At 70.5% G+C, this 25873-nt stretch carries 18 protein-coding genes and 4 pseudogenes; 16 read left to right on the top strand and 6 right to left on the bottom strand.

Annotated elements, in window-relative coordinates:
- Positions 1–752, bottom strand: a pseudogene (locus tag QQK49_RS01200) (SDR family NAD(P)-dependent oxidoreductase).
- A 490-nt stretch (positions 753–1242) separates the two neighbouring features.
- On the opposite strand from QQK49_RS01200, the gene QQK49_RS01195 reads away from it, so the two are divergent.
- The gene (locus QQK49_RS01195; RefSeq protein ID WP_284302292.1) at positions 1243–2127 is read left to right on the top strand and encodes a ketopantoate reductase family protein; all 885 of its coding nucleotides are present in this window, start codon (positions 1243–1245) and stop codon (positions 2125–2127) included.
- Between the two features lie 3 nt (positions 2128–2130).
- Here the strand turns inward: QQK49_RS01195 and QQK49_RS01190 are convergent, their stop codons facing one another.
- The gene (locus tag QQK49_RS01190; RefSeq protein WP_284302291.1) at positions 2131–3765 is read right to left on the bottom strand and encodes a heparinase II/III domain-containing protein; all 1635 of its coding nucleotides are present in this window, start codon (positions 3763–3765) and stop codon (positions 2131–2133) included.
- Between the two features lie 102 nt (positions 3766–3867).
- Here QQK49_RS01190 and QQK49_RS01185 point away from each other — a divergent pair, with 102 nt between their 5' ends.
- From QQK49_RS01185 to QQK49_RS01165, 5 genes are all read left to right on the top strand, one after another.
- Positions 3868–4653: an exodeoxyribonuclease III gene (locus tag QQK49_RS01185; protein ID WP_284302290.1), complete on the top strand. Its 786-nt coding sequence runs from the start codon at positions 3868–3870 to the stop codon at positions 4651–4653.
- Positions 4654–4905: 252 nt separating this feature from the next.
- Positions 4906–6372, top strand: a complete 1467-nt coding sequence (locus QQK49_RS01180) for a M20/M25/M40 family metallo-hydrolase (protein ID WP_284302289.1) — start codon at positions 4906–4908, stop codon at positions 6370–6372.
- Positions 6373–6568: 196 nt separating this feature from the next.
- On the top strand, positions 6569–7396 hold the full coding sequence (gene thiM / locus QQK49_RS01175; protein WP_284302288.1) for a hydroxyethylthiazole kinase: 828 nt from the start codon (positions 6569–6571) through the stop codon (positions 7394–7396).
- Complete coding sequence (thiD, locus tag QQK49_RS01170; protein WP_284302287.1) at positions 7393–8913, top strand: bifunctional hydroxymethylpyrimidine kinase/phosphomethylpyrimidine kinase; 1521 nt, start codon at positions 7393–7395, stop codon at positions 8911–8913. Before thiM ends, thiD begins: the two co-directional genes overlap by 4 nt.
- Positions 8914–8981: 68 nt before the next feature.
- The gene (locus tag QQK49_RS01165) at positions 8982–9635 is read left to right on the top strand and encodes a TenA family protein (RefSeq protein WP_284302286.1); all 654 of its coding nucleotides are present in this window, start codon (positions 8982–8984) and stop codon (positions 9633–9635) included.
- A gap of 23 nt (positions 9636–9658) precedes the next feature.
- On the opposite strand, the gene QQK49_RS01160 is transcribed toward QQK49_RS01165, so the two are convergent.
- Entirely contained in the window at positions 9659–10963 is a 1305-nt protein-coding gene (locus QQK49_RS01160) for a hypothetical protein (RefSeq protein ID WP_284302285.1), read from the bottom strand.
- 98 nt (positions 10964–11061) lie between these two features.
- Here QQK49_RS01160 and QQK49_RS01155 point away from each other — a divergent pair, with 98 nt between their 5' ends.
- Positions 11062–12882 (top strand): FUSC family protein, encoded by a 1821-nt coding sequence (locus QQK49_RS01155; RefSeq protein ID WP_284302284.1) that lies wholly within the window; start codon positions 11062–11064, stop codon positions 12880–12882.
- A gap of 24 nt (positions 12883–12906) precedes the next feature.
- Here QQK49_RS01155 and QQK49_RS01150 read toward each other — a convergent pair whose 3' ends face one another.
- The gene (locus QQK49_RS01150; protein ID WP_284302283.1) at positions 12907–13770 is read right to left on the bottom strand and encodes an undecaprenyl-diphosphate phosphatase; all 864 of its coding nucleotides are present in this window, start codon (positions 13768–13770) and stop codon (positions 12907–12909) included.
- A gap of 216 nt (positions 13771–13986) precedes the next feature.
- Here QQK49_RS01150 and QQK49_RS01145 point away from each other — a divergent pair, with 216 nt between their 5' ends.
- Both QQK49_RS01145 and QQK49_RS01140 read left to right on the top strand, forming a co-directional pair.
- Complete coding sequence (locus QQK49_RS01145) at positions 13987–14715, top strand: fused MFS/spermidine synthase (RefSeq protein ID WP_284302282.1); 729 nt, start codon at positions 13987–13989, stop codon at positions 14713–14715.
- Positions 14679–15545: a fused MFS/spermidine synthase gene (locus QQK49_RS01140; RefSeq protein ID WP_284302281.1), complete on the top strand. Its 867-nt coding sequence runs from the start codon at positions 14679–14681 to the stop codon at positions 15543–15545. Before QQK49_RS01145 ends, QQK49_RS01140 begins: the two co-directional genes overlap by 37 nt.
- Before the next feature lie 154 nt (positions 15546–15699).
- On the opposite strand, the gene QQK49_RS01135 is transcribed toward QQK49_RS01140, so the two are convergent.
- Complete coding sequence (locus tag QQK49_RS01135; protein WP_284305792.1) at positions 15700–17049, bottom strand: 6-phospho-beta-glucosidase; 1350 nt, start codon at positions 17047–17049, stop codon at positions 15700–15702.
- 93 nt (positions 17050–17142) lie between these two features.
- Here QQK49_RS01135 and QQK49_RS01130 point away from each other — a divergent pair.
- From QQK49_RS01130 to QQK49_RS01100, 7 genes and pseudogenes are all read left to right on the top strand, one after another.
- Positions 17143–17799 (top strand): annotated as a pseudogene (locus QQK49_RS01130) (ABC transporter substrate-binding protein); the annotation flags it as partial.
- A gap of 8 nt (positions 17800–17807) precedes the next feature.
- Positions 17808–18179 (top strand): annotated as a pseudogene (locus QQK49_RS01125) (hypothetical protein); the annotation flags it as partial.
- 57 nt (positions 18180–18236) lie between these two features.
- The gene (locus tag QQK49_RS01120; protein WP_284305975.1) at positions 18237–18503 is read left to right on the top strand and encodes a type 2 periplasmic-binding domain-containing protein; all 267 of its coding nucleotides are present in this window, start codon (positions 18237–18239) and stop codon (positions 18501–18503) included.
- Positions 18504–19219: 716 nt separating this feature from the next.
- A complete protein-coding gene (locus QQK49_RS22475; protein ID WP_348536039.1) occupies positions 19220–19456 on the top strand; it encodes a carbohydrate ABC transporter permease in 237 nt (78 codons plus the stop codon).
- Positions 19457–19607: 151 nt separating this feature from the next.
- Complete coding sequence (locus QQK49_RS01110; RefSeq protein WP_348536038.1) at positions 19608–20255, top strand: carbohydrate ABC transporter permease; 648 nt, start codon at positions 19608–19610, stop codon at positions 20253–20255.
- Between the two features lie 17 nt (positions 20256–20272).
- The gene (locus QQK49_RS01105; protein WP_284302280.1) at positions 20273–21376 is read left to right on the top strand and encodes a carbohydrate kinase family protein; all 1104 of its coding nucleotides are present in this window, start codon (positions 20273–20275) and stop codon (positions 21374–21376) included.
- A gap of 178 nt (positions 21377–21554) precedes the next feature.
- A complete protein-coding gene (locus QQK49_RS01100) occupies positions 21555–22937 on the top strand; it encodes a tyrosine phenol-lyase (RefSeq protein WP_284302279.1) in 1383 nt (460 codons plus the stop codon).
- Between the two features lie 70 nt (positions 22938–23007).
- On the opposite strand, the pseudogene clpB reads toward QQK49_RS01100, so the two are convergent.
- Positions 23008–25673 (bottom strand): annotated as a pseudogene (clpB, locus tag QQK49_RS01095) (ATP-dependent chaperone ClpB).
- Between the last annotated feature and the right edge of the window lie 200 nt (positions 25674–25873).

Below are 25873 nucleotides of genomic sequence, written 5' to 3'. Positions count from 1 at the left end.
TCAGCGCAGGGCGCGGCTGATGATCCGGTTGAGTGGGCGGGGCACGACCTCCAACATCGTGGTGAACGCCTTGTACTGGAGGCCGGGAACGCTGAGCACCTTGCCGCGGCGGACGTCCGCGAGGCAGGCGTCGACGACGTCGTCCACGTCGAGCCAGAGCGCCGCCTGATCCATGAACTCGATGCCGGCGCGGCGGTGGAAGTCGGTGTGGGTGAGGCCCGGGCACAAGGCGGTGACGACGACGCCGCGCGGTGCGAGTTCGGTGGCGAGGCCTTCGGTGAACGTCGTGACCCACGTCTTGGCCGCGGAGTACGTGCCGGAGAACATGAACGACGCCACGGAACCGACGTTGACGATGGCCCCCGGCCACGGGCACCCATCGCCCGACCGGCGGCGTGCGAGAGCACCATGACGGCCTGCATCATCACGGCCATCGCGTGCTCCTCCTCGGCGATCTCGCTCTCGAGAAACGCCTTGCTCGTACCGAACCCGGCGTTGTTGAGGAGGAAGTCGACGGGGTCGCCCTCGTCGCGCAGGCGTTCGGCCACCCGCTCGACGGCGTCCCGGTCGGACAGATCGGCGGGGAGCACCTCGACGGCGATCCCGTGCTCGACGCGCAACGCGGCGGCCTTCTGCTCCAGCGTTTCGGCCGAGCGGGCCACGAGCACGAGGTCGTGCCCGTCGCGGGCGAGTCGATCGGCGAACGCGGCTCCGATACCGGAGGTGGCACCGGTGATGAGTGCAGTCGTCATGACCGAACGGTAACCGGACGCCACCGTCCACGCCCAAGCCGCCGAAGACGGCCGGCGGCTCGCGGTGACACATGACTGTCGCCCAGACCGCCGTCTATAGCCGGCGGTTTCGGCGCGTGAGAAGCAGTGGTGCGCCCACCCTCGACTCGGACCACTTCATGCCGTGGACACCGGAGTTCAGCGACATCCTGGCCGAACTCGCGGGCTGCTCACGGCGCCGCTGAGGACCCGTCCACAGGCACGTGTTCCGGCGTTGCAGACCTGCCGGCTCGGGTGATGAAGAACAACACGGACAACATCGGCGAGGGCCCACGAGGCATTTGCGCAGGTGGGCTGCGCCGAAGCCGCTGTCGATGTAGTCCGTGTCGTTCTTCGATCCCGGAGACCCCGCATCTCTGCCGGCCCGAATCGCGATTCCGGGTGCCCGAACCCGCGGATCAGGAGTCCGTGTGGGACCGTCGAGGCGTCATTCCAACGGTCGGAGGTAGGCATGAAGGTCGCGATCATGGGCGCCGGGGCGGTCGGGAGCTACATCGGAGGCCTGCTCGCCGCAGCCGGGCGCGAGGTCGTCCTCATCGGACGCGAAGCGCACGTCGACGCGGTGAACGCCGAGGGCCTGCGCATCTCCCGCGGTGAGGAGCAGGAGACGGTCCGCCTCGCGGCGAGCACCGATCCTGCGGCGGTGGCCGACGCCGACGTCGTGCTGTGCTGCGTCAAGTCGACGGGGACGGGCGAGGCCGCCGCCGACCTCGAGCCCCACCTGCGCGGCGACACGCTCGTGGTCAGCGTGCAGAACGGGATCGGCAACGCCGAGGTCCTCGCCGACGCCCTCCCCCGGGCGCGTGTCATCGCCTCGGTGGTCTACGTCGCGGTCGGGATCGTCGGCCCCGGCCACGTCCGCCACCACGGCGCCGGCGAACTCGTCGTGGACTCCGGCGCCGATCACGACCGACTCGCGCAGCTCTTCGACGGCAGCGGGTTCGCGGTGCGCGGCGTCCCCGACGTCCGGGTCGCCCTGTGGGGCAAGCTCATCGCCAACTGCGTGTGGAACCCGCTGTCGGCGATCACCGGACACACCTACGGCGAGGTCTGGTCGATGGCGGGCATGCCGCAGGTCGTCGACGACATCGCCGGTGAGTGCCTCGCCGTCGGGCGCGCCGAGGGGATCGACCTCCCCGACACACTGGTGGACGACACCGTCCGCCTGGCTCGGACGATGCCCACCCAGATGTCGTCCACCGCGCAGGACCTGGCGCGCGGCCGCCTCACCGAGATCGACCACCTCACCGGCGAGATCGTCCGCCGCGGTGAGCTCCTCGGCGTCCCGACCCCCACCTGCCGACTCCTCACGGCCCTGGTGCACGCCAAGGAGTGAGCCTCAGCGCACCTGGAACGTCGTGGTGACGGTGCCCGTGCCGCCGGTGACGATCTCCCAGTTGGCGATCCGCGACCCGGTGGTCGGGTGGTTCCACCCCGCAACCGGACGCGTCTTGCCCCGGCTGCTCGAGACGAACCCGCCGGACGTCGTGAGCGCGAGCCGCTTTCCGTCGGGGTGGACGAAGTTCAGCGTCTTGCCGCGCTGATTGAACAACTGCCACTTCGTGTCGAGGTGCCAGGACTGGCGCACGACAGTCTTGCCCGGGTAGGTGTCCTTGACGATCAGTCGCTTCGCGGGCCCGGCGATCTGGACATGACGGGTGTGGGCGACGCCGTACACCTTGTCCCGCATGGTGAATCGGTGGATGTCGCGGCTGCTGCCCGCCGTGCGCAGGGTCGCGTTCGCCCGGCCGTTGAACTTGCGGCCGGCCGCCCAGGCGGCGTTGTGCGCCTGCAGGGTGCGGGCCCGCACCGCGTAGGGGTTCGACCAGTCGTAGGAGTAGTAGCCCGGCCCGACGAGCACCCGCGTGCCCGCGGTCGACCAGGTCACCGCCGCCTTGTCGTGGTGTCCGTGCGCCCACCGCGGAGGTCCGTAGCGCAGCGTGTAGTAGGAGGTCTGCGGGTCGGTCCACGACCAGCGACCCACGAGCAGCCCGGCCTCGTCGTCACGGAACGCGGTGGCCCGCTCGGTCCCCTCCGGCTCGAGCCCGGCGGTCCGACGGGAGTCGCCGATCTGCACGAGGTCCCCGTCGGGTTCGGTCAGCCACCGACCCACGACGGTCGCCTTGTCCATCTGGGCCCGGATCTGACGGGCGATCGGGTCCTTCTCGTCGATCTCGGCCAGGCGGTACGCCGCCGTGAGCCACATGTTGCGGTTGACGATGTGGTAGGCCGCGGACTGCTCCATCGACGTGCCCTGGGCGGAGAACGCGAGGTCGGCCTCGGAGCGGATGCGGGTCTTCGCGCGCTCGACCCAGTCCTTGCGGCCGAGGAGCTGCCCAGCACGCTTGACCTGCAGGTTGGCCATCAACCCGTGGTTGTGGACGGGGTGTCGCGGGGGGCCGTAGTAGCGCGGCCCGAACTGCAGGGCCACCTCCTGCCCCATCCGCTTGGCCAGCCGAGGATCGTAGGTCAGGGAGTAGAGGCAGTTGAGGTTCTCCAGCCGCCGCAACGAGGACCCCTCGTCCCAGCCGCGCACCGACTTGCCGGTGTCGGGGTTCTGCACGTAGAAGGCGTCGACCTGCGCGACCATGCGCGCCAACGCCTTGGTCTGACCGTCGTCGAACGCCCGCTTGGCGACCGGCCGGAGCCAGACGAAGCTGTACAGGTTGAGCTGCCAGGTCGGGTCGGCGGAGGCGGGTTTGCGCCACTGGTTCGCCGGGATGGAGCCGATCGTCAACGTCGCCGGGGCGAGCCTGACCGTCGTCGGGCGGTCGTCGCGGACCTCCTGCGCCGAGGCGAACCCGCAGCGCATGTCGTTCCACTGGGCGATCCGCGCCGCCGTCGAGGGGGCGGCAGCGGGAGCCGCGGCGGTGGAGGCGGCGGCGGCCGGGCCCGCGGCGAGGGGCCCTCCGACCGCGCCGGCGGCCAGTACTCCGATCGCGAGCACGGCTGTGGGCAAGGGGCGGCGGACCATCGGGGGCTCCTGAGATCGGGGAGAATCGTCATCGCGCTCTTGCCTGATCGGCCCGCGCCCCTCCCGACTGAGGGCGACGGCGCGCCCACATAGGGTGGGGGCGTGCGTATCGCGACCTGGAACGTCAACTCCATCCGCAGCCGCATCGACCGCGCCGTAGGCGTGTTGGAGCGGCACGACCTCGACGTGCTCGCGTTGCAGGAGACCAAGTGCAAGGACGAGCAGTTCCCCGTACAGCGGTTCGTCGACGCCGGGTACGAGGTCGCGATGCACGGCCTCAACCAGTGGAACGGGGTGGCCGTCGTCAGCCGCGTCGGCCTGGACGACGTGCAGGTCGGGTTCGAGGGGATGCCGCACTGGGGTGAGCCGGACCCCGCGGCGGAGGCCCGCGCGATCGGCGCGACCTGCGGCGGGGTGCGCGTGTGGTCGCTGTACGTGCCGAACGGCCGCGAGCTCGGCCACCCGCATCTGGACTACAAGCTCGATTGGCTGGCCTCACTCCGCGACACGGCGGGCGGCTGGCTGGCCGCCGATGCGCAGGCGCAGATCTGCCTGATGGGCGACTGGAACGTCGCCCCGACCGACGACGACGTCTGGGACCCGGGCTTCTTCGTCGGCAAGACGCACGTGTCCCCGCCCGAGCGCGCAGGGTTCCAGGGCGTCGTCGACGCCGGCTACGCCGACGTGGTGCGCGAACACACCCCCGACCAGTTCACCTACTGGGACTACACCCAACTGCGCTTCCCCAAGAAGCAGGGCATGCGGATCGACTTCGCCCTGGCCTCCCCCGCCCTCGCCGCCCGGGTCACCGGAGCCTCCATCGACCGCGAGGAACGCAAGGGCAAGGGGGCCAGCGACCACGCGCCGGTGCTCGTCGAGCTCGACTGAGCACCGCGCCCCGAGCGCTCGAACCGGAGGATGTGGCGCCCGTCCGTTTCGCGCAGTTCCGCCGTTCGCCGCGTGGTGCCGCCATCCATCCCCACACAGGCCCGCTCACCGGCCCACAGCAGCCGTTCGCCCCGCCGGAACACCCGCCCGCCGCACCACATCCGGGAACTCGGGGCGCGACGTCCAGGACTTTCCTAGCCTCCTCACACCGAGCCGCATCCCTGTGAGGCTCCCCACACCAGGAGTACCCCTGTGAGGAACACCCGTCGCACCGCGACCGTCGCCCTGGCCGTCGCCGGCCTTCTCGCCAGTGGCATCGGAACGGCCACCGCCGCTCCCACCGCCCCGCCGGACAAGACCCTGCAGCGCTCCGAGAAGCTGCGCAAGGCCGTGACGACCGAGGGCGTCATGACCCACCTCAACAAGTTCGAGGCCATCGCCAAGGCCAACGACAACAACCGCGCCGCCGGCACCAGCGGGTACGAAGAGGCCGCCAAGTACGTCGAGAGCCAGATGCGCGCGGCCGGTTACTCGACCGAGCGTCAGTACTTCGACTTCGTCTTCGAGCAGGTGCGCGCCGCCGGCCTCGCCGTGGTCTCCCCGCAGCAGCGCGCGGTGGAGCAGAACCCGATGTCCTACAGCCCGGGCACCCCGGCCGCCGGCATCACCGCCGCGCTGGTCAAGCCCGCGAACGAGCAGGGTTGCGACGCCGCCGCCTGGAACGGCATCGACGCCAAGGGCAAGATCGCCCTGGTCAGCCGCGGCACCTGCTCCTTCGGCGAGAAGTCCAAGGCCGCGGGCGCTGCAGGCGCCGCCGCCGTCATCATCTACAACAACGCCGAAGGCGCCCTCAACGGCACGCTCGGCGGCATCGACGCCGGCCACGTCCCCACCACCGGCGTCACCAAGGCCGAGGGTCAGTCGCTGCTCGACCTCATGAACGCCGGGCCCGTCACGATGAAGTTCGTCCTCGACAAGACCGTCGAGAACCGCAAGACCTTCAACGTGCTCGCCGAGACCAAGGGCGGCAGCGCCGACAACGTGGTCATGGTGGGTGCGCACCTCGACGGCGTCGGCGACGGCCCCGGCATCAACGACAACGCCTCCGGTTCGGCGGCGATCCTCGAGGTGGCCCGCCAGTTCCAGCAGCGCAACATCCAGGGCAAGCCCGCCAACAAGGTGCGTTTCGCCTGGTGGGGCGCCGAGGAGATCGGTCTGCTGGGTTCGACCCACTACGTGAACGACCTCAAGGCGAACAACCCGCAGAAGCTCGGCAAGATCGCCACCTACCTCAACTTCGACATGGTGGGCTCCCCCAACCACATCATCGGCGTGTACGACGCGAACGAGTCGACGTACAAGGCCCCGGTGGCGGTGCCTGCGGGTTCGGCCGCGACCGAGTCGGTGTTCACCGACTACTTCGACAAGATCGGTCAGCCGTGGGTCGACACGGAGTTCTCCGGACGCTCGGACTACCAGGCGTTCATCGAGAACGGTGTCGCCGCGGGCGGCCTGTTCACCGGCGCCGACGGCTCGAAGACCGCGCGTGAGGTCGAGCTGTTCGGTGGCACCGAGGGCGTGCAGTACGACCCGAACTACCACACACCCAAGGACGACCTCACCAACATCAACAAGGCCGCGCTCGGCATCAACGTCAAGGCCATCGCCCACGCGGTGCTGACCCTGGCCGAGAGCACCAAGAGCCTCGGCCGAGGCTGATCCACCGGTCCTCCGACCTACCGCTTCGCCTGGAGGGCGGGCACCGATTCGCTTCGGTGCCCGCCCTTCGCGCTGCCCGCCTGCGGACGCTCACGCGTGGTGGTTAGAGTGGCCGGACGACGCGGGGTGCGCGCGAGCGCTGAGATCACACCCGTCGAACCTGCCTCTAGTTCGGACTAGCGAAGGGACGTCGTCGATGACGCCACCGCACCCTGAGATCACCCCGGCCGCCTGCGCCGAGACCCTGCAGACCTTCCGGGACACCGGACCGCTCGTGCAGTCGCTGACCAACACCGTGGTGACCAACTGGACCGCCAACGTGCTGCTCGCCGCGGGGGCGGCTCCCGCGATGGTGGACAACCCCCACGAGGCGGCGGAGTTCGCCGCCGTCGCCGGAGGCGTGCTGGTCAACCTCGGAACACCGCAGGTGGAGACGATCGCCGCCATGGAGGAGGCTGTCCGCGGCGCGTCGGCGGCCGGGACCCCATGGGTGCTCGACCCCGTCGCCGCCGGCGGGTTGTCGTGGCGCACGGAGGTCGGTCGGCGGCTGCTGTCCCTGCACGAGCCACCCGCGATCGTGCGCGGCAACGCCTCCGAGATCCTCGGCCTCGCCGGCGGCGCGGGCGGGCGCGGAGTCGACTCCACGGACACCGCCGAGACCGCGCTGGACGCGGCGCACGCCCTGGCGTGCGAACACGGCACGGTGGTCGCGGTCAGCGGCGAGGTCGACCACATCACCGACGGGACGCGCCTGGTCAGGGTGCACAACGGGCACGTGCTGCTCACCCGGGTCACCGGCGTCGGCTGCTCGCTCGGAGCCCTCATGGCCGGAGTCGCCGCGGTCACCGACGACCGGGTGCTGGCCGCCACCACCGCGACGGCACTGCTGACGATCGCAGCCGAGGCCGCTGCCACCGAGTCCCGGGGCCCCGGATCCTTCGCCGTCGCGCTGCTCGACCAGCTCGCGCTCATCACGCCCGAGGGCCTCGAGAGCCGACTCCGCATCGACGGGGGGACCGCATGAGCACCGCCCAGGCACGGATGCGCCCGGAGGACCTCGCCGTCTACCTCGTGACCGACACCGAGCAGTGCGGCGGGCCGGGCGGGGTGGTCGAGACCGTGCGCCGGGCGCTCGCCGGGGGCGCGACCCTCGTGCAGCTGCGCGACCCTCACGCCTCCGACGAGGAGTTCGTCCGCCTCGGACTCGAACTCGCCGACGTGCTGACCGGCTCGGGTGTCCCCCTGATCGTCGACGACCGGGTGCACCTCGTCGATGAGATCGGCGCCGACGGCGTCCACGTCGGGCAGTCCGACATGCCACCGGCGCAGGCCCGCGCGGTGTTGGGCCCCGACGCCGTCATCGGCTGGTCGGTGACGAACGAGGCCGAACTCGACGCGACCCTGGCGTTGCCCGAGGGGACGATCGACTATCTCGGCCTCGGGCCGATGCGGGCCACCGCGAGCAAGCCGGGTCACGCCGACCCGCTCGGCATGGCCCGGCTCGCGCGCCTGGCCCGGCGCAGCCCGTGGCCGACGTGCGCGATCGGTGGCGTGACCTCGCGCGATGCGGCCGCCCTCAAGGCGAGCGGCGTCGACGGCATGGCGGTGATCAGCGCGATCTGCGGCACCGACGACCCCGAGGCGGCCACCCGCGAGCTCACCGAGGCGTGGGCCAGGGCTCCGCGGATCGCCAACGTCCTGTCCATCGCCGGCAGCGACCCCAGCGGCGGCGCCGGCATCCAGGCCGACCTCAAGGCGTTCAGCGCGAACGGCGCCTACGGCATGTGCGTGCTCACGGCGCTGACCGCCCAGAACACCCGCGGCGTGAGCGACGTCCACCCCGTCCCACTCGACTTCGTCCGGGCGCAGCTCGACGACATCGTCTCCGACGTGCGGGTCGACGCCGTCAAGATCGGGATGCTGGCCTCGGCCGCCCTCGCGGACACCGTCGGGGAGTACCTCGCCGGTCCCTTCGCGGACCTGCCCGTGGTCCTCGACCCCGTCATGGTCGCGACCAGCGGCGACCGGCTGCTCGACGCGGACGCCACCGGCGCCGTCCGCGCCCTCATGCCGCTCGCCGACGTCATCACCCCCAACCTGCCGGAGGCGGCGGTCCTCCTCGACTTGCCCGAGGCCCGCACCCTGGACGACCTGCGCGACCAGGCACGCCGCCTCGTCGCCGCCGGCGCCCGGGGTGTCTACGTCAAGGGAGGACACCTCGATGCCGGGGCGACGCGGACCGAGCGCGTGAGCGGAGCGCCGGACGACACCCACGAGGGGCGACTCGCCACCGACGTCCTCATCCTCGACGGCCAGGAGCACGTGCTCACGGCGCCGTTCATCGAGACGAGGAACACCCACGGCACGGGCTGCAGCCTCTCGTCGGCGCTGGCCGCTCTGCGTCCCCAGCGCACCGACTGGGTCGAGACGGCCCGCGACGCTAAGGCCTGGTTGACCGGGGCGATCGCCGCGGCCGACACCCTGCAGGTCGGCGGCGGTCACGGCCCGATCCACCACTTCCACGCCCTGTGGGACCGCTGAGACTCCCGCTTCGCCGCACCCCCACCACCCCCACCACGGCCCGACCGGCCAGAGGACGACGAGGACAGATGACGAGCTTCACCCAGACCGCATGGACACACATCGAGGGCATTCGCGCCGGTATCGACGCGCTGCCGTTCGTGACCGAACTGGCCGACGGCACCCTGGACCGCGCCCGTTTCGACCACTACATGGCGCAGGACGCGCTGTACCTGTTCGAGTACGGACGCACGCTCGCCGCCTGCGCGACGCAGAGCTCCACCAGCGACGACCTGATCTTCTGGGCCGCGGCCGCGCGGGAGACGATCGTCGTGGAACGCGTCCTGCACGAGGCCCACGTGGGTGACATGACCGCGACCGAGCCGTCTCCGACCTGCGTCGCCTACACCGGGTTCCTCAGCTCGCTCGTCGCGGGTGGCTGCTACCCCGTGCTGGCCGCGGGTGTGCTGCCCTGCTTCTGGATCTACAAGGACGTCGGTGACCGGCTGCTGGAGGCCGCGGGCGACCTCGAGCAGCACGCCTACGGCGACTGGATCGCGACCTACGCCGACGAGGACTTCGCCGAATCGACCCGGCAGGCCATCGCCATCGTCGACCGCCTCGCGGACGAGAGCTCGCCGCAGGTGCGTGAGCGGATGCTCGCCGCGTTCGGCCGTGCCGCGCAGTTCGAGTGGATGTTCTGGGACGCCGCGCACCGCCGGGAGACCTGGCCCATCGCCTGAGGCGACGCACCCGGCACGCCCCCTCACGCGGGACGAGAGCCGTAGGGAGGACGGAACGGGTGGCCCCCGGTCGAGGACATGAGCCACATCAGGGCACGCTCGCCGTTCTCAAGATCCGCGACAGGGCGAAAGACGTTCTGCGGCAACGGAAACCCTTGACCGACACGCGGGTGCCTCGACAGGATCACGTCTCCGGTCGCCGTGCGGTGGCATCCGGCGAGGTGTGGGGGCAGGAACGTCTCGACGAGGATCCGTCCGTGCTCGTCCCACTGGGCGATGACCGCCCGCGCGTTCGTCACCGCGTAGATCGCGCAGGCACCGCTCGCTTCCTGCTGGCCTGCGCGCCGCCGCAGCACGGGCAGCAGGAGAACCACGAACACGAGCCCGATCCACAGCGCCACCGGTGGCACGGGAGACGTCGCGACGTTCGGGGACGCCTGCAGCAGCTTGAGGAGGTTCACCCCGAGGACGACCACGACCACGACGAACAGGACGATCCGCGTCCGCGCCGGTGACATCGGGCGGACACGACCCGTCGATGTGGTGACGACGGCGTCGTCCACCCACCCGTCGGCCAGGTGAAGGGGCGCCTCGGAGCACCACACCGGCACCTCCTCGGGGTGCAGGACCTCGGCGAGCAGGGCCTGGTGTTGCGGCGAGAGGTGCGAGGTCGAGGTGCGCCCGGGCGGTACGGCGGGGCGCCCGGAGGCGACCACGGCGCGCTCGAGGCCGGAGAGGTCGACCGGCGCCCCGCTCACACCCGTCAGTGGCACCGAGTTCACGTCACGACGCCGACCGACCCTCCCCGCCGATGCGTGCACGCGGACCTGGAACTCGGTGCCGGCCCAGTAGAGATCGGACCGACCGGGTGTCCCGAGGCGGGTGAGTTGCGGCAGCGCGTCCAGCGACTCCGCGACGTCGAGCGAGGGCCGCCGATCGCGGCCGACCAGGTCGAACACGAGGATCCGTCGGTCTGTGACGGCGCACAGGCGCGGCGGCGAGCCGAAGATGCGTCGCCGATTGCCTGCGGGGATGAGCGCGATGGCCGCGACCATGCAGAAGAACACGAAGAGCATCCCCGTCTGCAGTGCCGCGGGCACGAAGTCGATGGGGTTCGTCGTGGTCGTCCATTCCTTCACGACCTGCCAGACCCCCGCCCCGGCAACGACCACGAACGGGAGAAGGACGATGAGGACGAAGGCCCGCGGCGAGGCCTCGGTCCGCGGGATGAACTCGGTGTGGTCGATCCGTTCGCCCGAAGTGAGGAACGGGGCGACGATCGCGCGGCCGTCGTTGCGGAGGGCACCGTCGTGGGAGAGGCTCGTCATGCCGGGAGGCTAGGTCGGCGGCGGGCCGGTGTCCCGACCCACGAGCGGACCCTGTGGACGACCGCAGCGACCGCGGCGGGCGGGGGACAATGCGGGTGATGAAAGCGATCCCAGGACACCGACATCTGCGGGCGGCCGCGCGGTTCAACGCCGTGCCCGCCCGGTGGCGCGTGGCCCTCAAGACCGCGGCCACGAGTGTCGTCGTCCTCGGCGGCTCGCACCTGCTCGGTGACCTCCGGTTCGGCATGCTGGCGACCCTGGGCTGTTTCACCGTCCTCTACGGGGCGATGGCGCCGGCGCGGTACCGGCTGAGGTTGCTGGCGACGGTGGGGTTCGGGCTCGTGTCGTCGGTGGCGGTCGGCGCACTCACGGTCCACAACCCCTGGCTCGACGTGCCCGCGTTGGCCACCACCGGGGCCGTCGCCACCTTCCTCTGCGTCGCGCTGCGGGTCGGACCTCCGGGCGCGATGTTCTTCGTGCTCGTCCATGGCGTGGGAGGGCTGGCCGCGCTGCACGGGACTCCCTACGAGGTCATCGTGGGCGCCGTCGCCCTCGGTGCGGTCATGGGGGTCGTGGGTGGCATGAGCGACCTCGTCCTCGACCCCACCGGCCCGGAGCGTCACGCCGTCGAAGCGGCCGAGAACGCCATGGACCGGTACGAGGCCGAGACCCGGCGCGAGAACCTCGTCGCGGTCAGGTACGCCGCCTCCTCGGCACTGCACCGGGGGTGGACGACGGTCACCGACGGCGGCGGTCATCCGTCGTTCACCTCACGCCTGTGGGCTGTCCAGGACCGGTACGCCGCCGCAGCAGCACGCGTCACCGGCGCCGAACTCGGGTTCCACCAGGCGCCGTGGGGCTCGGTCGCGGGCGAGGAGGACGAGTTCACCGGCGCGGTGCTCGAGACCGACGACGCCCTCACCACGGCCGCCGCTCGCCGGCTCGAGGCCGAGAAGATCTGGGACACCTCCCTCGGCCGTCCCGCGGCGGGCCCGATCCTGCTCCGTGCGCTCCGGTGGCCCTCCGAGCCTCTGCTCGTCGCCGGCCGGGTCTTCGTCGCGACGCTCATCGCCGCCGGGATCGCGCGCACCCTCGGCGCGGAACACGCCCACTGGGCCGCGGCCTTCGCCACCCTCGTGCTCCACCAAGGAGGGACGCGGGAGGCACAGACCGTGCGCGGCATCCAGCGCCTCGGCGGCACCGTGGTGGGCCTCGGCCTGCTCCTCCTCATCAGCTGGATCGGCCCCACCGGTTGGCCGCTGATCCTTCTCGTCGCCGGTTTGCAGTTCTTCATCGAGATGGTCGTCGTCGCGAACTACGGCCTCGCGGTCGTGGCCATCACCCCGCTGGCGCTCACGGTCGGCGCCTACGCCTCGGGCGGGTCGTCGTCCTCGGCCCTCGCCGCCGAGCGCGGCCTGGACACCGTGCTGGCCATCGTCGTGGCGTTCGCGGTGCTGTACCTCGTGGGCCGGAGGACCGACGTGCCCGTCCTGCGCAGCTACGCCCGCGACGTCGTCGACGGCATCGGGGCCGTGCTGTCCGATCTCGGCGCCGGCCGGATCGAGACGCACGCCGCGCGGGAGAACCGCCGCCACCTGCACTTCGCGCTGCTGGAGTCGGAGGAGTACGCCCGCCGCACCCTCGCCGACTCCCCCGCCGCGTCGCGCCGTATCGCGAGATGGAGGCGACGCTGTCGCATCTGGGATACGTCGTGCTGGGCCTGGCCTGGCACCCCGACACGCGCTCGGCGGGCGCCCTCGCGGATCGAGCGCGAGAACCGTTGTCGCGCATCAAGACCCACTCGGTCCGTGGGAGTCGCCCGGCAGCGGAGATCCACGAGGACGTCCTCGCCGTGCAGCGCGTCATCACGGGGTGGCGACGATCCTCCGGATCCGCCTGACGACAGCCGGGAGAGCTGAACCGCCCTGACCGGATGCTCCGGCTCAGGTGGCGGTCATCCAGCCCATCGACAGCACGACGAGGAGGACGACGCCGAGGGCGATCCGGTACCAGATGAACACGCGCAGGCTGTTGGACGCGACGAACCGCAGCAGCCAGGCGATGGAGGCGTAGGCGACGACGAACGAGATGACGATGCCGAGGATCATCGGCCCGAGGGGGATGACGGCGGTATCGACGTCCTTCAACCCGAACAATCCGGCTGCCGTGAGCGCGGGGATCGCGAGGAAGAACGACAGCTCGGTGGCGACCACGCGGTTGACGCCCGACAGGAGGCCCGCGGAGATCGTCGCCCCGGACCGGGACACGCCGGGGATCAGCGAGAAGCACTGCACGAGGCCGATGATCAGGCCGTCGCGGATCGTGATGTCGTCCTCGCTGCGCTCGTTCCCCTTCGCGACGGCGCCTTCGTAGCGTCGCTCGGCGATCCACATGACGAGGCTCCACGCGATGAGGGCGATGGCCACCACCCACAGGCTGCGCAGCGCGCCCTCGATGACGTGCCGTCCGAGGAATCCGACGATGCCGACCGGCAACGACCCCACGACGACGGCCCACGCCAGCGTGTAGTCGTGCGTGCGCGCCTCCGGGTTGCGCAGGCCCGCCACCCACGCGCGGAACAGCCGCAGGATCTTGGTGCGGAAGTACAGGAGCGTCGCGAGGATCGCCCCGATCTGGATCGTCGCCGTGTACCCGGTGACGGTCGGGTTGTCGATCGGCAGGCCCAGCAGCTTCTCGGCGATGGTGAGGTGGCCGGTCGAGGACACCGGGAGGTACTCGGTGAGACCTTCGACGATGCCGAGGATGAGGGCATCGAGATAGGTCAGGACGGCGTTGCCAGCGTCCACAGCGCACCTTTCGAGTGGGTGATGTCGGTCGGGAGGAGAGCGCGGACGCCGCGCGTCCCACGACAGGCTACGCAACCCGGCCTCGTGCTTTCTGAGCGAATGCTGGAGGGCGCATGCATGTCGGTGCGTCGCGTGACCCGCCGCGGCGGTACTCGACGCGCCCAGGCCCCAGACGTAGGACGCCGGGGCGGGCGTGACTCTCCTACAGTGGCGCGCGTGACGACACGCCGCGCCTCCGACGCCCCCGGCCAGGACGGGTCCGGGTCCGAACCGCCCGACGACGCAGGAGGATCGGTGCGTCCGGGGCTCGGACACGTCGCCGCGGCGGCGCTCGTCTTCTTCGCCTCGGCGGCCGTGCTCGTCGTCGAGCTGGTCGCGCTGCGCCTCCTCGCGCCCTACCTGGGCCTGACGCTGGAGACGAACACCCTGGTCATCGGCATCGCCCTCGCGGCCATCGCCCTGGGTTCCTGGGCCGGTGGGCGGGCCGCGGACCGGATCGACCCGCGCGACGCCCTCGCGCCGCTGCTCGGAGTCTCGGCGATCGCGGCGGCGGCGATGCCGTTCGTCGTGCGCGCCGTGGGCATGATCGGTGATGCCGGGCTGACGCTGCTGGCGGCCGCGGCGACGATCATGATCCCCGGCGCGCTGCTCTCGGCGGTCACCCCGATGGTGACCAAGCTCAGCCTGACGAGCCTGTCCGCCACCGGCTCCGTCGTCGGGAAGCTGTCGGGCATCGGCACGGCCGGGTCCATCGTCGGCACGGTGATCACCGGGTTCATCCTCATCTCGGCCGTGCCGGTGACCGGGATCATGATCGGTCTCGGTGTCGCCCTGCTCGCCGCCGCCGCGATCGTCCTGGCCGGCCTGCGACGCCCTCAAAGCCCTCCGGGCGGGCGAGCGTCGGGTGCGTGGCGCTGCTGGCGGCGATCGGCTCCGGCTCGGTGATCGTCCCGGACGGGTGCGACGTCGAGACCCGGTACCACTGCGCCGCGGTGGTCACCGATCCCGAGAACGCCTCGGGCCGAACGCTCGTGCTCGACGGCCTGCGGCACTCCTACGTGGACCTGAACGACCCGACCCACCTGCAGTTCCGCTACGTCAAGGCCTACGCGGCGGCGGTCGACGCCGCGTTCCCCGACGGGCGGCCGATCGAGGCGCACCACATCGGCGGCGGTGGCCTGACGATGCCGCGCTACCTCTCGGCGACCCGGCCGGGGAGCCGCAACACCGTCTCCGAGATCGATCAGGGCGTCGTCGACATCGACCAGCAGCACCTCGCAGCCGAGCTCGGTGACGATCTGCAGGTGCGGGTGGAGGACGGCCGCCTCGGGCTCGACGCCCTCCCGGCGGGAAGCCGTGACCTCGTCGTCGGCGACGCCTTCGGAGGCGTGAGCGTGCCGTGGCACCTGACCACGGTCGAGGCCGTCGAGAAGATCCACCGGGCCCTGCGCCCTCACGGGGTGTACGCCCTCAACGTCATCGACCGCGGCCCCCTGGCCTTCGCGCGGGCCGAGGTCGCCACCCTCATGACGACGTTCGACCATGTCGCGCTCGCCAGCTACCCCGGGGCGCTGGCCGGTGACGGCAGCGGCGGCAACCTCGTCGTGCTCGCCTCCGACGCGCCGCTGGACACCTCGGCGTGGGCGGCGCAGATGACCTCCCGCGACGTGGGATGGAGCGTCATCGCCGGCGACGACCTGCGCGCCTGGGTCGGCGACGCCCCCGTGCTCACCGACGACTTCGCGCCCGTCGACCAGCTCCTCACCCCGTACTGACACCCGTCTCAGCGCCCACCGAGATCGCCACAGATCACCGGGGGTCTGGGCGTGAGCGCCGAAACCGCCCCCTATAGCCGACGGTCTGGGCGTGAGCGCCGAAACCGCCCCCTATAACCGACGGTCTCGGCGTGCGTGTCGGCGGAACCGCTCGTCAGCGGCGGAAGAGCGACCCGAGCTCGGGGATCCGGGCGCAGTACCCGTCGAACAGGGCCCGCGCCGTCGTCACCGAGTCCACCAGCGGGTGACTCGCGAAGGCCTCGACGGCCAGGCGCGGGTCACGCTCGAGAGCCGCCTCGATGACCAGCGTCTCGACGTACTTGACCTGCTGCACGAGGCCGAGCATGCGACCGGTGAGCGGGCGGGTCGCAAGCGGTGACACCCCACTCGCATCCACCAGGCACGGGACCTCGACGACGGCGTCGGCGGGCAGACCCGGCACCGCGGTTCCACCGGGCACGTCGAGGATCATCGTCGACCGTTCGCCGCGCGCGATCGCCGCCATGAGCGCCAGGGCGACCCCCTCGTATCCGCCGCCTGCCACGTCGAGTGCGTCACGCTCCTCGCCCTCCTCGCGGGCCTCCTTCATGTAGGTGGCGTCGCGGTGCTCGCGCGCGGCCCGCCAGGTGGCGAGCGCGGAGTCGGGATCGGCCTCGACGGCGCGGTAGAAGTCGGTCTGCTGATCGAGGAGGAACTCCCCGCGGGTCTGCGCGCCGCCCCGGATCGAGGCGATCGCCTCCCGGGTGAAGTCGTAGTAGTAGAGGTACTCGTTCGGCACGGCACCGATGGTCTGCAGCCACTCGGCCCCGAACAGCTTTCCCTCCTCGAAGGATTCGACGAGGTCGGGCCGGGCGAGCAGGTCGGGCAGCAGGTCGACCCCGTCGACGCGCATCCCCCGCAGCCATCCGAGGTGGTTGAGCCCGACGTAGTCCGCCGAGACGCGCGCGGGATCGACCTCCAGGGCGCGGGCGACGCGCCGGATCAGGGCGATCGGGGAGTCGCAGATGCCGACCACCCGGCCGGGGATCTCGGCGTTCATCGCCTGCGTGATGAGGCCGGCGGGGTTGGTGAAGTCGATGACGAACGCGCCGGGTGCCACCGCCGCGACACGGCGGGCGATCTCGCGGGCGACGGGCACCGTGCGCAGGCCGTACGCCAGGCCGCCCGGTCCCGTGGTCTCCTGCCCCAGCAGGCCCAGGTCGAGCGCGACCCGTTCGTCGCAGGTGCGTCCGGCCAACCCGCCCACGCGGATCGCGGAGAAGACGAAGTCGGCCCCGGTCAGGGCGACGTCGAGATCGGTGGTCGTCACGACCCGCGGCGGCTCGACCTCCCGCGGTGACTGCGCGGCCATCTGCGTGAGCACGTGGGAGATCGCCGCGAGCCGCCCGGGATCGACGTCGTGCAGGGCGATCTCGTCGACCCGCCGGTCGTGGACATCGGACAGGAGCGCGCCGTAGACGAGGGGAACACGAAACCCGCCGCCGCCGAGGAGTGCCAGCTTCATACCGATCATGCTCCCCTACTCTCCTTCTGCGCCGGTAAGGGGCAGGATGGGGTCGCCACCGTTGTCGGCCAGGCCGGCAGGAAAGGACCCACCATGAACCTCAGCCGCCGAGCCGTAGCCGCCACCGGCATCACCGCCGTCCTCGCCCTCGCCGCCTGCGCACCCGGCACCCAGCCGTCGGCGCCGCAGCAGACCCCCGCCGCGTCCACCTCGGTGAACACCGATCCGGCCTCGATGGGGGATGTCACCCTCACCGTCTGGGACCAGGAGGTCCGCGGCGGGCAGGACGCCCAGCTCAAGGCCCTCAACGCAGCCTTCATGCAGAAGTACCCCAACATCAAGATCGAGCGGAACTCGCGCTCGTTCGACGACCTCGTCAAGACCCTGCGTCTGGCGTTGAGCGGCGACGACGCCCCGGACGTCGTCCAGGCCAACAACACCCGCGCCCAGATGGGCGAGTTCGTCAAGGCCGGGCAGCTCATCTCGCTCGACCCGTGGATGCAGGCCTACGGCTGGGACAAGCGCTACCCGGAGTCGGTGCGCTCGGTCGTGTCCTACTCCCCCGACGGCAAGACCTTCGGCCAGGGCAGCGTCTACGGCATGCCGCAGGTCGGTGAGGTCGTCGGCGTGTTCGCCAACACCAAGAAGATGAACGAGCTGGGCATCTCCCAGCCCAAGACGTGGGCCGAGTTCGAGGCCGCGCTCGCCAAGGCCAAGTCCGGCGGTGAGACCCCGCTCGTGCTGGGCAACCTCGACAAGTGGCCGGCGGCGCACGTGTTCGGCGTGATCCAGGGTCAGTACGTGCAGCCCGACCAGATCCGCGCCCTCGGCTTCGGCAACGCCGGCGCCAGTTGGAACACCCCGAGAACACCCAGGCGGCGACCAAACTCGTCGAGTGGGTCGACGCCGGGTACTTCTCCAAGGGCGTCAACGGCACCGGGTACGACCCCGCGTGGCAGTCGTTCACCAAGGGTGAGGGCCTCTTCCTCATCGCGGGCACGTGGCTGCAGGCGGACCTGTCGGCCGCGATGGGCAAGGACGTCAGTTTCTTCCTCCCGCCGCCCGCGCAGGAGGGCGGCGCCGTGCACACCACGGGCGCCTCGGGTCAGCCCTTCGCCATCACGAACAAGGCCGACAACCCCGACGCGGCAGCGGCGTACATCGACTTCATCACCAACTCCGACGCCATGAAGGTCATCGCCGAGAACGAGGGCCTGCCCGTCGTGGAGGCCGCCGACCAGAAGGCCCCGAACGAGTTGGGTCAGCAGATCTTCACGGCCTTCGACCAGGTGTCGACCGCCAACGGCCTGCTGCCCTACCTCGACTGGGCGACGCCGACGATGGGCGACACCCTCGGCGCCGGGCTGCAGGACCTCATCGCCAAGCAGCGCACTCCCGAGCAGGTGCTTCAGGAGTTGGAGCAGGACTACAGCGACTTCACCTCCAAGGGCTGACATGAGCACATCGGCCACGGTGGGTGCCGCCGCCCGCCCGGTCCGGTCTCGCACCGCGACCGGGCGGGGGCGGCGTTCGTCGGCGCCCGGCGAACCCCGCCTGATCGCCTACCTCTACCTGTTGCCGGCGTTCCTCGTGTACGCCGCCTTCCTGCTCTTCCCCCTCGCCCGCGCCGTCAACCTGTCGTTCTTCGACTGGGACGGGCTGACGGCGGGCACCTGGGTCGGATTCGCCAACTACGTCGAGGTGTTCACCGACGTCCGGTTGCGGGGAGCCTTCGTCCACGCCTTCGTGCTGATGTTCTTCTTCGCGGTCCTGCCGCTGATCGTCGGCCTCCTGCTGGCCGCGATCCTGCACCGGGCGCGCGTGCGGGGACTGTCCTTCTTCCGCACCGTGGTCTTCCTGCCGCAGGTGGTCGCGATGGTGGTCGTGGGTGTGGCGTGGCGCCGCATCTACGCCGTCGACGGCCCCCTCAACGGCGCCCTCGGAGCCATCGGACTCGGGGGTGATCGGGCGTGGCTCGGCGACTACTCCCTGGCCCTACCCGCCGTCGGCCTCGTGGGCACGTGGTTCGAGACGGGCCTGGTCACCGTGCTGTTGTTGGCCGGGATGGGCCGGATCCCGTTGGAGCTGTACGAGGCCGCGCGCCTCGACGGCGCCGGGCCGATCCGCGAGTTCTTCGCCGTCACGCTGCCCTCGGTGCGGGGAGATCGCCGTGGCGCTCACGCTCACCGTCATCGCCGCCCTCAAGACCTTCGACCTCATCTACATCATGACCAAGGGCGGGCCTGGCCGGCAGACGTCGGTGCCGTCCTACGAGGTGTACTACCAGGCGTTCGAGATCGGACGGGTCGGCGCGGCCTCGGCACTCGGGGTGTGCCTGGCCGCGGTGATCTTCCTCATCTCCTTCGTCATCAACCGCATCGGCGACCGCGAGGACGGCCCACGATGAGGATCTCCGCCGCCGAACGGCTGGCCAACTACGTCATCCTCATCGCGTTCGCGATCTTCGCGATCTACCCGCTGCTCACGGTGCTCATCGCCTCCCTCTCCCCGAGCGCGGCGCACCCGGTGGTCTGGGCAACTTCGCCCTCGCCTGGCAGGTGGGCCGGTTCGGCGACTACCTCCTCAACAGCCTGGCCGTCTCGGTGTTCGTCGTGGTCGTGGCGACGACGCTGTCGGTGCTCGCGGGCTACGCGTTCGGATCCATGCGCTTTCCCGGCTCCGGGGTCTTGTTCTACGTGTTCCTGCTCGGCATCATGCTGCCGACCGAGGTCATCGTCGTCCCGTTGTTCTTCGACCTGCAGAGCCTCGGGCTCACCGACACGTTCTGGGCTGTGGCATTGCCGCAGGTCGCGCAGTCGGTGGCGTTCGGCACGTACTGGTTGCGCGCATACTTCCGCACGAGCAGTAGGGCGCTCGTCGAGGCGGCGCGCCTGGACGGGGCCGGACACGTGCGGGTGTTGTGGTCGGTGCTCCTGCCCCTGGCCCGCCCGGCGGTCTTCACGCTGATCGTGCTGCAGTTCATGTGGACCTGGAACGAGTTCCTCATCCCGCTGGTCATGTTGCCGAGCAACGCCGAACTGCGCACCGCTCCGCTCGGCCTCGGGTTCTTCCAGGGCCAATACACCCAGGGCTTCGCGCTGCTCGCCGCCGGAGCCGTCATCGTGGCGCTACCGGTGGTCATCGTCTACCTGTTCTTGCAACGGCACTTCATCGCGGGGATGCTCGAGGGGGCCGTCCGCGAGTGATCTCTGAAGGAGGTCCGGTGAATCCACGCTTCGATCCGTTGGCCGACAGCCGCGACGACGGGCCGCCGTTCGACGTGTACCTGCAGGGCACCGTGTTCCTCGACATCATCTTCTCCGGGCTGGAGTCGATGCCCGAGGCAGGCCAGGAGGTGTGGGCCGACGGCATGGGCTCCTGCCCCGGCGGCATCGCCAACCTCGCGGTCGCGACGGCCCGCCTGGGCCTGCGGACCTCACTCGGTGCCGCGTTCGGCGACGACGACTACGGCGAGTTCTGCTGGCGCACGCTCGCGGACCAGGAAGAGATCGACCTGTCGACCTCCAAGCGGTACGACGGGTGGCATTCGCCGGTGACGGTGTCCATGGCCTGCGGCGGGGACCGCAACATGGTCACGCACGGCCACGACGCCCCCGAGTCGGCGAGCGTCATGATCGGGCGCCCGCCTCGGTCGCGTGCGGTGCTGCTCGACCTGTCGTGCTCGGATGCGATGGGCACCGACGACGCTCCGGGATGGGGCCGGCTCGCCCACGAGGACGGGGCGCTGCTGTTCGCCGACATCGGCCACGACGCGACCGGGCGATGGGACCCGGAGATGCTCCAGCCGCTGTCGATCTGCCACGCCTTCATGCCGAACGCCGGTGAGGCGATGGCATACACGCGCACCCGAACCCCGCAGGAGGCCGTGTACGCGCTGGCGGACCGGGTGCCGCTGGCCGTCGTGACGAACGGCGCCGACGGGGCCCTCGCCTACGACAGCACGACCGGTGAGGAGGCGAGCGTCCCCGCACTGATGGTGCCCGCGATCGATGCGACGGGCGCCGGCGACGTGTTCGGCGCCGCCATGACGCTGGGGACGCTCGCGGGCTGGCCGCTGCGGCAGCGGTTGGCCTTCGCGGCGCTGTGCTCGGCGCTCGCGGTGCAGGAGTTCGGCGGCTCGCTGGCTGCGCCGGGGTGGGGCGACATCGCGGACTGGTGGCACCGCCTGCGCGACTGCGGCTCCTCCAACGCCTACCACCGCGCCGTCCGCCGGCGGTACTCCTTCCTGGAGGACGTCGTTCCCGACCTGCCCGGAGGCGGAGTCCGCCGCGCGGCCGCGACCATCGCTCGGTGGTCCGACGCTTAGGCCAACCTCACTTTCGCCGAAACCGCCGGTTATTGCCGGCGGTTTCGGCGTTCGGGGTGAAGTTACCCAAACACCCTCCGCGACCTCGGGCCCGGTGACATGATGAAAAGGCGAGGCGACACCACCTGATTGCCCGCCATTCCGTCATCGGCGCAGCCGCATACGCAGGAGCCCACCCATGGCAACCACAGAACGCACCCTTGCCGAACCGTATCGCATCAAGACGGTCGAGCCCATCACGATGACCACGCGTGAAGAACGCGAAAAGGCGATCCGCGAGGCCGGGTACAACACTTTCCTTCTGCCGAGCAAGCTCTGCTATATCGACCTGCTGACCGACTCGGGCACTTCTGCCATGAGCGACAACCAGTGGGCGCACATGATGATGGGCGACGAGGCCTATGCGGGCGCGAAGTCCTTCGACCTCCTCAAGGAGGCGGTCGAGGAGGTCTACGGCTTCCCGTACGTCGTCCCCACCCACCAGGGGCGCGGCGCCGAGCACCTGATCAGCCAGATCCTCATCCGTCCGGGCACGCACGTGCCGGGCAACATGTACTTCACCACCACGCGGTTCCACCAGGAACAGGCGGGCGCGACATTCCACGACGTCATCATCGACGAGGCGCACGATCCGCAATTCGAACACCCCTTCAAGGGGAATGTCGACCTCGCGAAGTTCCAGAAACTCATCGATGATGTCGGCGCCGAGAACATCGCCTACATCAACGTGGCACTCACGGTGAATCTCGCAGGCGGGCAACCGGTCTCGATGGAGAACATCCGGGCCGTCCGAAAGATGTGTGACGACAACGGCATCATCATGTGGTCCGACGCCACCCGTCTGGCCGAGAACGCCTTCTTCATCCAGGAACGCGAAGAGGGATACGCCGACACGTCCTGCGCCGAGATCGTCAAGGAGCAATTGTCCTATTTCGACGGACTCACCATGTCGGGCAAGAAGGACTGCCTCGTCAACATCGGTGGATTCCTCGCGATGCGCGACGAGGACATCCTCGTCAAGGCCCGCGAGCTCGTCGTCGTCTACGAAGGGATGCCGAGCTACGGCGGCCTGGCGGGCCGCGACCTCGAGGCCATGGCCGTGGGTCTGCGCGAGGCCACCGACGACGCCTACCTGGCGCACCGCGTCGGACAGGTGCGTTTCCTCGGTGAACTCCTCCGCGAGGCGGGCGTGCCCATCGTCGAGCCGATCGGTGGCCACGCGGTCTTCCTCGACGCGGCCGAGTTCCTGCCGCACATCCCCCAGGACCAGTACCCCGCGCAGGCGCTGGCGGCCGAGCTGTTCGTCGAGTCCGGCGTCCGCTCGATGGAGCGCGGCAACGTCTCCGCAGGCCGCGACGCCGACGGCAACAACCGCAACCCCGCCCTGGAGTTGGTGCGCCTCACTATCCCGCGCCGCGTCTACACCGACCGGCACATGGAGATCGTGGCCCGGGCCGTCATCGACCTCTGCGCCAAGCGCGACCAGATCACGGGCCTGAAGTTCGTCTACGAGCCCCCGAGCCTGCGGTTCTTCACCAGCCGCTTCGAGCCCATCGCCTGAGACGCGACACAGCGCTCGGGCCGCCTCCGAGGGGAGGCGGCCCGAGCGCTGTTCTCGTCCGGGACCGGGGTCAGGGCGTGCCGTCGTCGACGACCTCGGCGTCGATGATGTCGTCATCGCCGCCACCTTCCGTGCCGGCACCCGCCGGAGCGGGACCCTGCATCGGCGCGTCGAGCTCGGTGAGCACGAGGTGGTCGGCCGCCAAGTCGACGTCGACCCCCACGCGGCGTCCGTCGCGGACCTCGCCCGCGAGCAGCGCCATCGCCAGCCGGTCGCCGATCTCGCGCTGGACCAGTCGGCGCAGCGGACGCGCACCATAGGCCGGGTCGTAGCCCGTCATCGCCAGCCACTCCTTGGCGCCGTCGGTGACCTCCAGCACGATCCGGCGGTCGGCCAGCCGGCGGTCGAGGGCCTCGACCTGCAGGTCGACGATCCGCGACAGCTCCTCGGTCGACAGCGGCTCGAAGATCACGGTCTCGTCGAGGCGGTTGAGGAACTCCGGCTTGAACGACGCCCGCACCGCGGCCATCACCGCGTCACGCTTGGCCTCCGACGTGAGGTTCTCGTCGATGAGGAACTGGCTCCCGAGGTTGCTCGTCATCACGAGGATGACGTTGCGGAAGTCCACCGTCCGCCCCTGGCCGTCGGTGAGACGGCCGTCGTCGAGCACCTGCAGGAGGATGTCGAAGGTCTCCGGGTGGGCCTTCTCGACCTCGTCCAGCAGCACGACCGAGTACGGGCGGCGCCGCACGGCCTCGGTGAGCTGACCGCCCTCGTCGTACCCCACGTACCCGGGGGTGCACCGATGAGGCGGGCCACCGCGTGCCGCTCGGAGTACTCCGACATGTCGATCCGCACCATCGCGCGCTCGTCGTCGAAGAGGAAGTCCGCGAGCGACTTGGCCAGCTCGGTCTTGCCGACACCCGTCGGTCCGAGGAACAGGAAGCTGCCCGTCGGACGATCCGGGTCGGCGATGCCCGCACGGCTGCGACGCACCGCATCCGACACCGCACGCACCGCCTCGGCCTGACCGATGAGGCGCTTGCCGAGCCAGTCCTCCATGTGGAGCAGCTTCTCGGTCTCGCCCTCGAGCAGACGGCCGGCGGGGATGCCGGTCCAGCTCGAGATGACATCGGCGATGTCGTCGGGACCCACCTGCTCCTTGACCATCGGGTCGGGGTTCTCGGCCGCGAGATCGGCTGCGGCACTGGCCGCCTCGATCTCCTTCTCGAGCTGCGGGATCTCGCCGTAGAGCAGCTTGGACGCCTCGGCGAAGTCGCCCTCGCGCTGCAGACGCTCGGAGGTGATGCGCAGCTCGTCGAGGCGCGCCTTGAGGTCACCGACGCGGTTGAGCCCGGCCTTCTCGGCCTCCCACCGTGCGGTGAGACCGGCGAGCTCCTCCTGACGGTCGGCCAGGTCGGCGCGCAGCTTCTCCAGCCGCGCGATCGAGGCCTCGTCGGTCTCGCGCGAGAGGTGCAGCTCCTCCATCTTGAGCCGGTCGACGGCGCGCCGGAGCACGTCGATCTCGACCGGCGAGGAGTCGATCTCCATGCGCAGCCGCGAGGCCGCCTCGTCGACGAGGTCGATGGCCTTGTCGGGCAACTGACGCGCCTGGATGTACCGATCCGACAGCGTCGCCGCCGCCACGAGCGCCGAGTCGGCGATGGCCACCTTGTGGTGGGCCTCGTACCGCTCCTTGAGCCCGCGCAGGATCGCGATGGTGTCCTCGACGCTGGGCTCGCCCACGAACACCTGCTGGAAGCGGCGCTCCAGCGCGGCGTCCTTCTCGATGTGCTTGCGGTACTCGTCCAGGGTCGTCGCCCCGACGAGGCGCAGCTCACCACGGGCCAGCAGCGGCTTGAGCATGTTGCCGGCGTCCATGGCGCCCTCACCCGTGGCTCCCGCACCGACCATGGTGTGGAGCTCGTCGATGAACGTGACGACCTTGCCCTCGGCCTCGCGGATCTCGGTGAGGACGGCCTTGAGCCGCTCCTCGAACTCGCCGCGGTACTTGGCACCGGCGACCATCGCCGACAGGTCGAGCGCGATGAGGCGCTTGTCCCGCAGGGACTCGGGGACGTCGCCCGCGACGATCCGCTGGGCCAGGCCCTCGACGACGGCGGTCTTGCCGACGCCGGGCTCGCCGATGAGGACGGGGTTGTTCTTGGTGCGACGCGAGAGCACCTGCACGACGCGGCGGATCTCCGAGTCGCGACCGATGACGGGGTCGAGCTTGCCCTCGCGCGCGGCGAGGGTGAGGTCGGTGCCGTACTTGGCCAGCGCGTTGAACTGGTCCTCGGGGTTCTCGGTGGTCACCTTGCCGCCCCCGCGCATCTGCGGGATGAGCCGGTCGATCGCCTCGGCGTCGAGCCCGAACTCGCCCGTGCGGGCGATGGCGAGCAACAGGTGGTCGGTGGAGACGTAGGTGTCACCCATCGCCTCCATGACCTGGCGGGCCTGCTCGAGCACGGTCTGCGCGCCGCGAGAGAGGTTGGGCGAGCTGACCGAGGACCCTGTGGCGCTGGGCAACTGGGCCAGCTTGGCGTCGGCGGCACGCATCGCGGCCAGGCGGGAGGACCCGGAGGCGTCGAGCAGCGGGCCGGTCGTCGTGTCAGTCTGCTCGACCAGGGCCTTGAGCAGGTGGGCCGTCTCGACGTGCGGGTGCCCCGCAGCTGCTGCGGTGCGGACGGCGGTGGAGAAGGCCTCCTGGGCCTTGGTCGTGAGCTGAAGGGACACTGGCAACCCTCCTCGGGGGTGTCGCGGACATGGTTTCTGTGGCCGGTAGCCGGCATTCACCGGGTACAACTGCAACGAAGTTGAGTCTATTCCACTCAACCCTGTTCGAGGTATGCCGGGGCTTTTCGGAGGAGGTCTGACCGGACGAAGAACAACACGGACGACATCGACACGGCCATCGCCCTGGGCGCATCTCCCTG

Origin of the sequence: Mobilicoccus caccae (genome assembly GCF_030161635.1) — a bacterium.
In the GTDB taxonomy this organism is placed as follows: domain Bacteria; phylum Actinomycetota; class Actinomycetes; order Actinomycetales; family Dermatophilaceae; genus Mobilicoccus; species Mobilicoccus caccae.
Note: the sequence above shows the minus strand (reverse complement) of the source record. Positions and strands in the feature narration are given on the sequence as shown.

Coding starts and splice junctions, on each gene's coding strand:
- QQK49_RS01195 (WP_284302292.1), top strand. CDS start 1,243: ATGAAGGTCGCGATCATGGGCGCCGGGGCGGTCGGGAGCTACATCGGA.
- QQK49_RS01190 (WP_284302291.1), bottom strand. CDS start 3,765: ATGGTCCGCCGCCCCTTGCCCACAGCCGTGCTCGCGATCGGAGTACTG.
- thiM (WP_284302288.1), top strand. CDS start 6,569: ATGACGCCACCGCACCCTGAGATCACCCCGGCCGCCTGCGCCGAGACC.
- thiD (WP_284302287.1), top strand. CDS start 7,393: ATGAGCACCGCCCAGGCACGGATGCGCCCGGAGGACCTCGCCGTCTAC.
- QQK49_RS01165 (WP_284302286.1), top strand. CDS start 8,982: ATGACGAGCTTCACCCAGACCGCATGGACACACATCGAGGGCATTCGC.
- QQK49_RS01160 (WP_284302285.1), bottom strand. CDS start 10,963: ATGACGAGCCTCTCCCACGACGGTGCCCTCCGCAACGACGGCCGCGCG.
- QQK49_RS01155 (WP_284302284.1), top strand. CDS start 11,062: ATGAAAGCGATCCCAGGACACCGACATCTGCGGGCGGCCGCGCGGTTC.
- QQK49_RS01135 (WP_284305792.1), bottom strand. CDS start 17,049: ATGAAGCTGGCACTCCTCGGCGGCGGCGGGTTTCGTGTTCCCCTCGTC.
- QQK49_RS01120 (WP_284305975.1), top strand. CDS start 18,237: ATGAAGGTCATCGCCGAGAACGAGGGCCTGCCCGTCGTGGAGGCCGCC.
- QQK49_RS01100 (WP_284302279.1), top strand. CDS start 21,555: ATGGCAACCACAGAACGCACCCTTGCCGAACCGTATCGCATCAAGACG.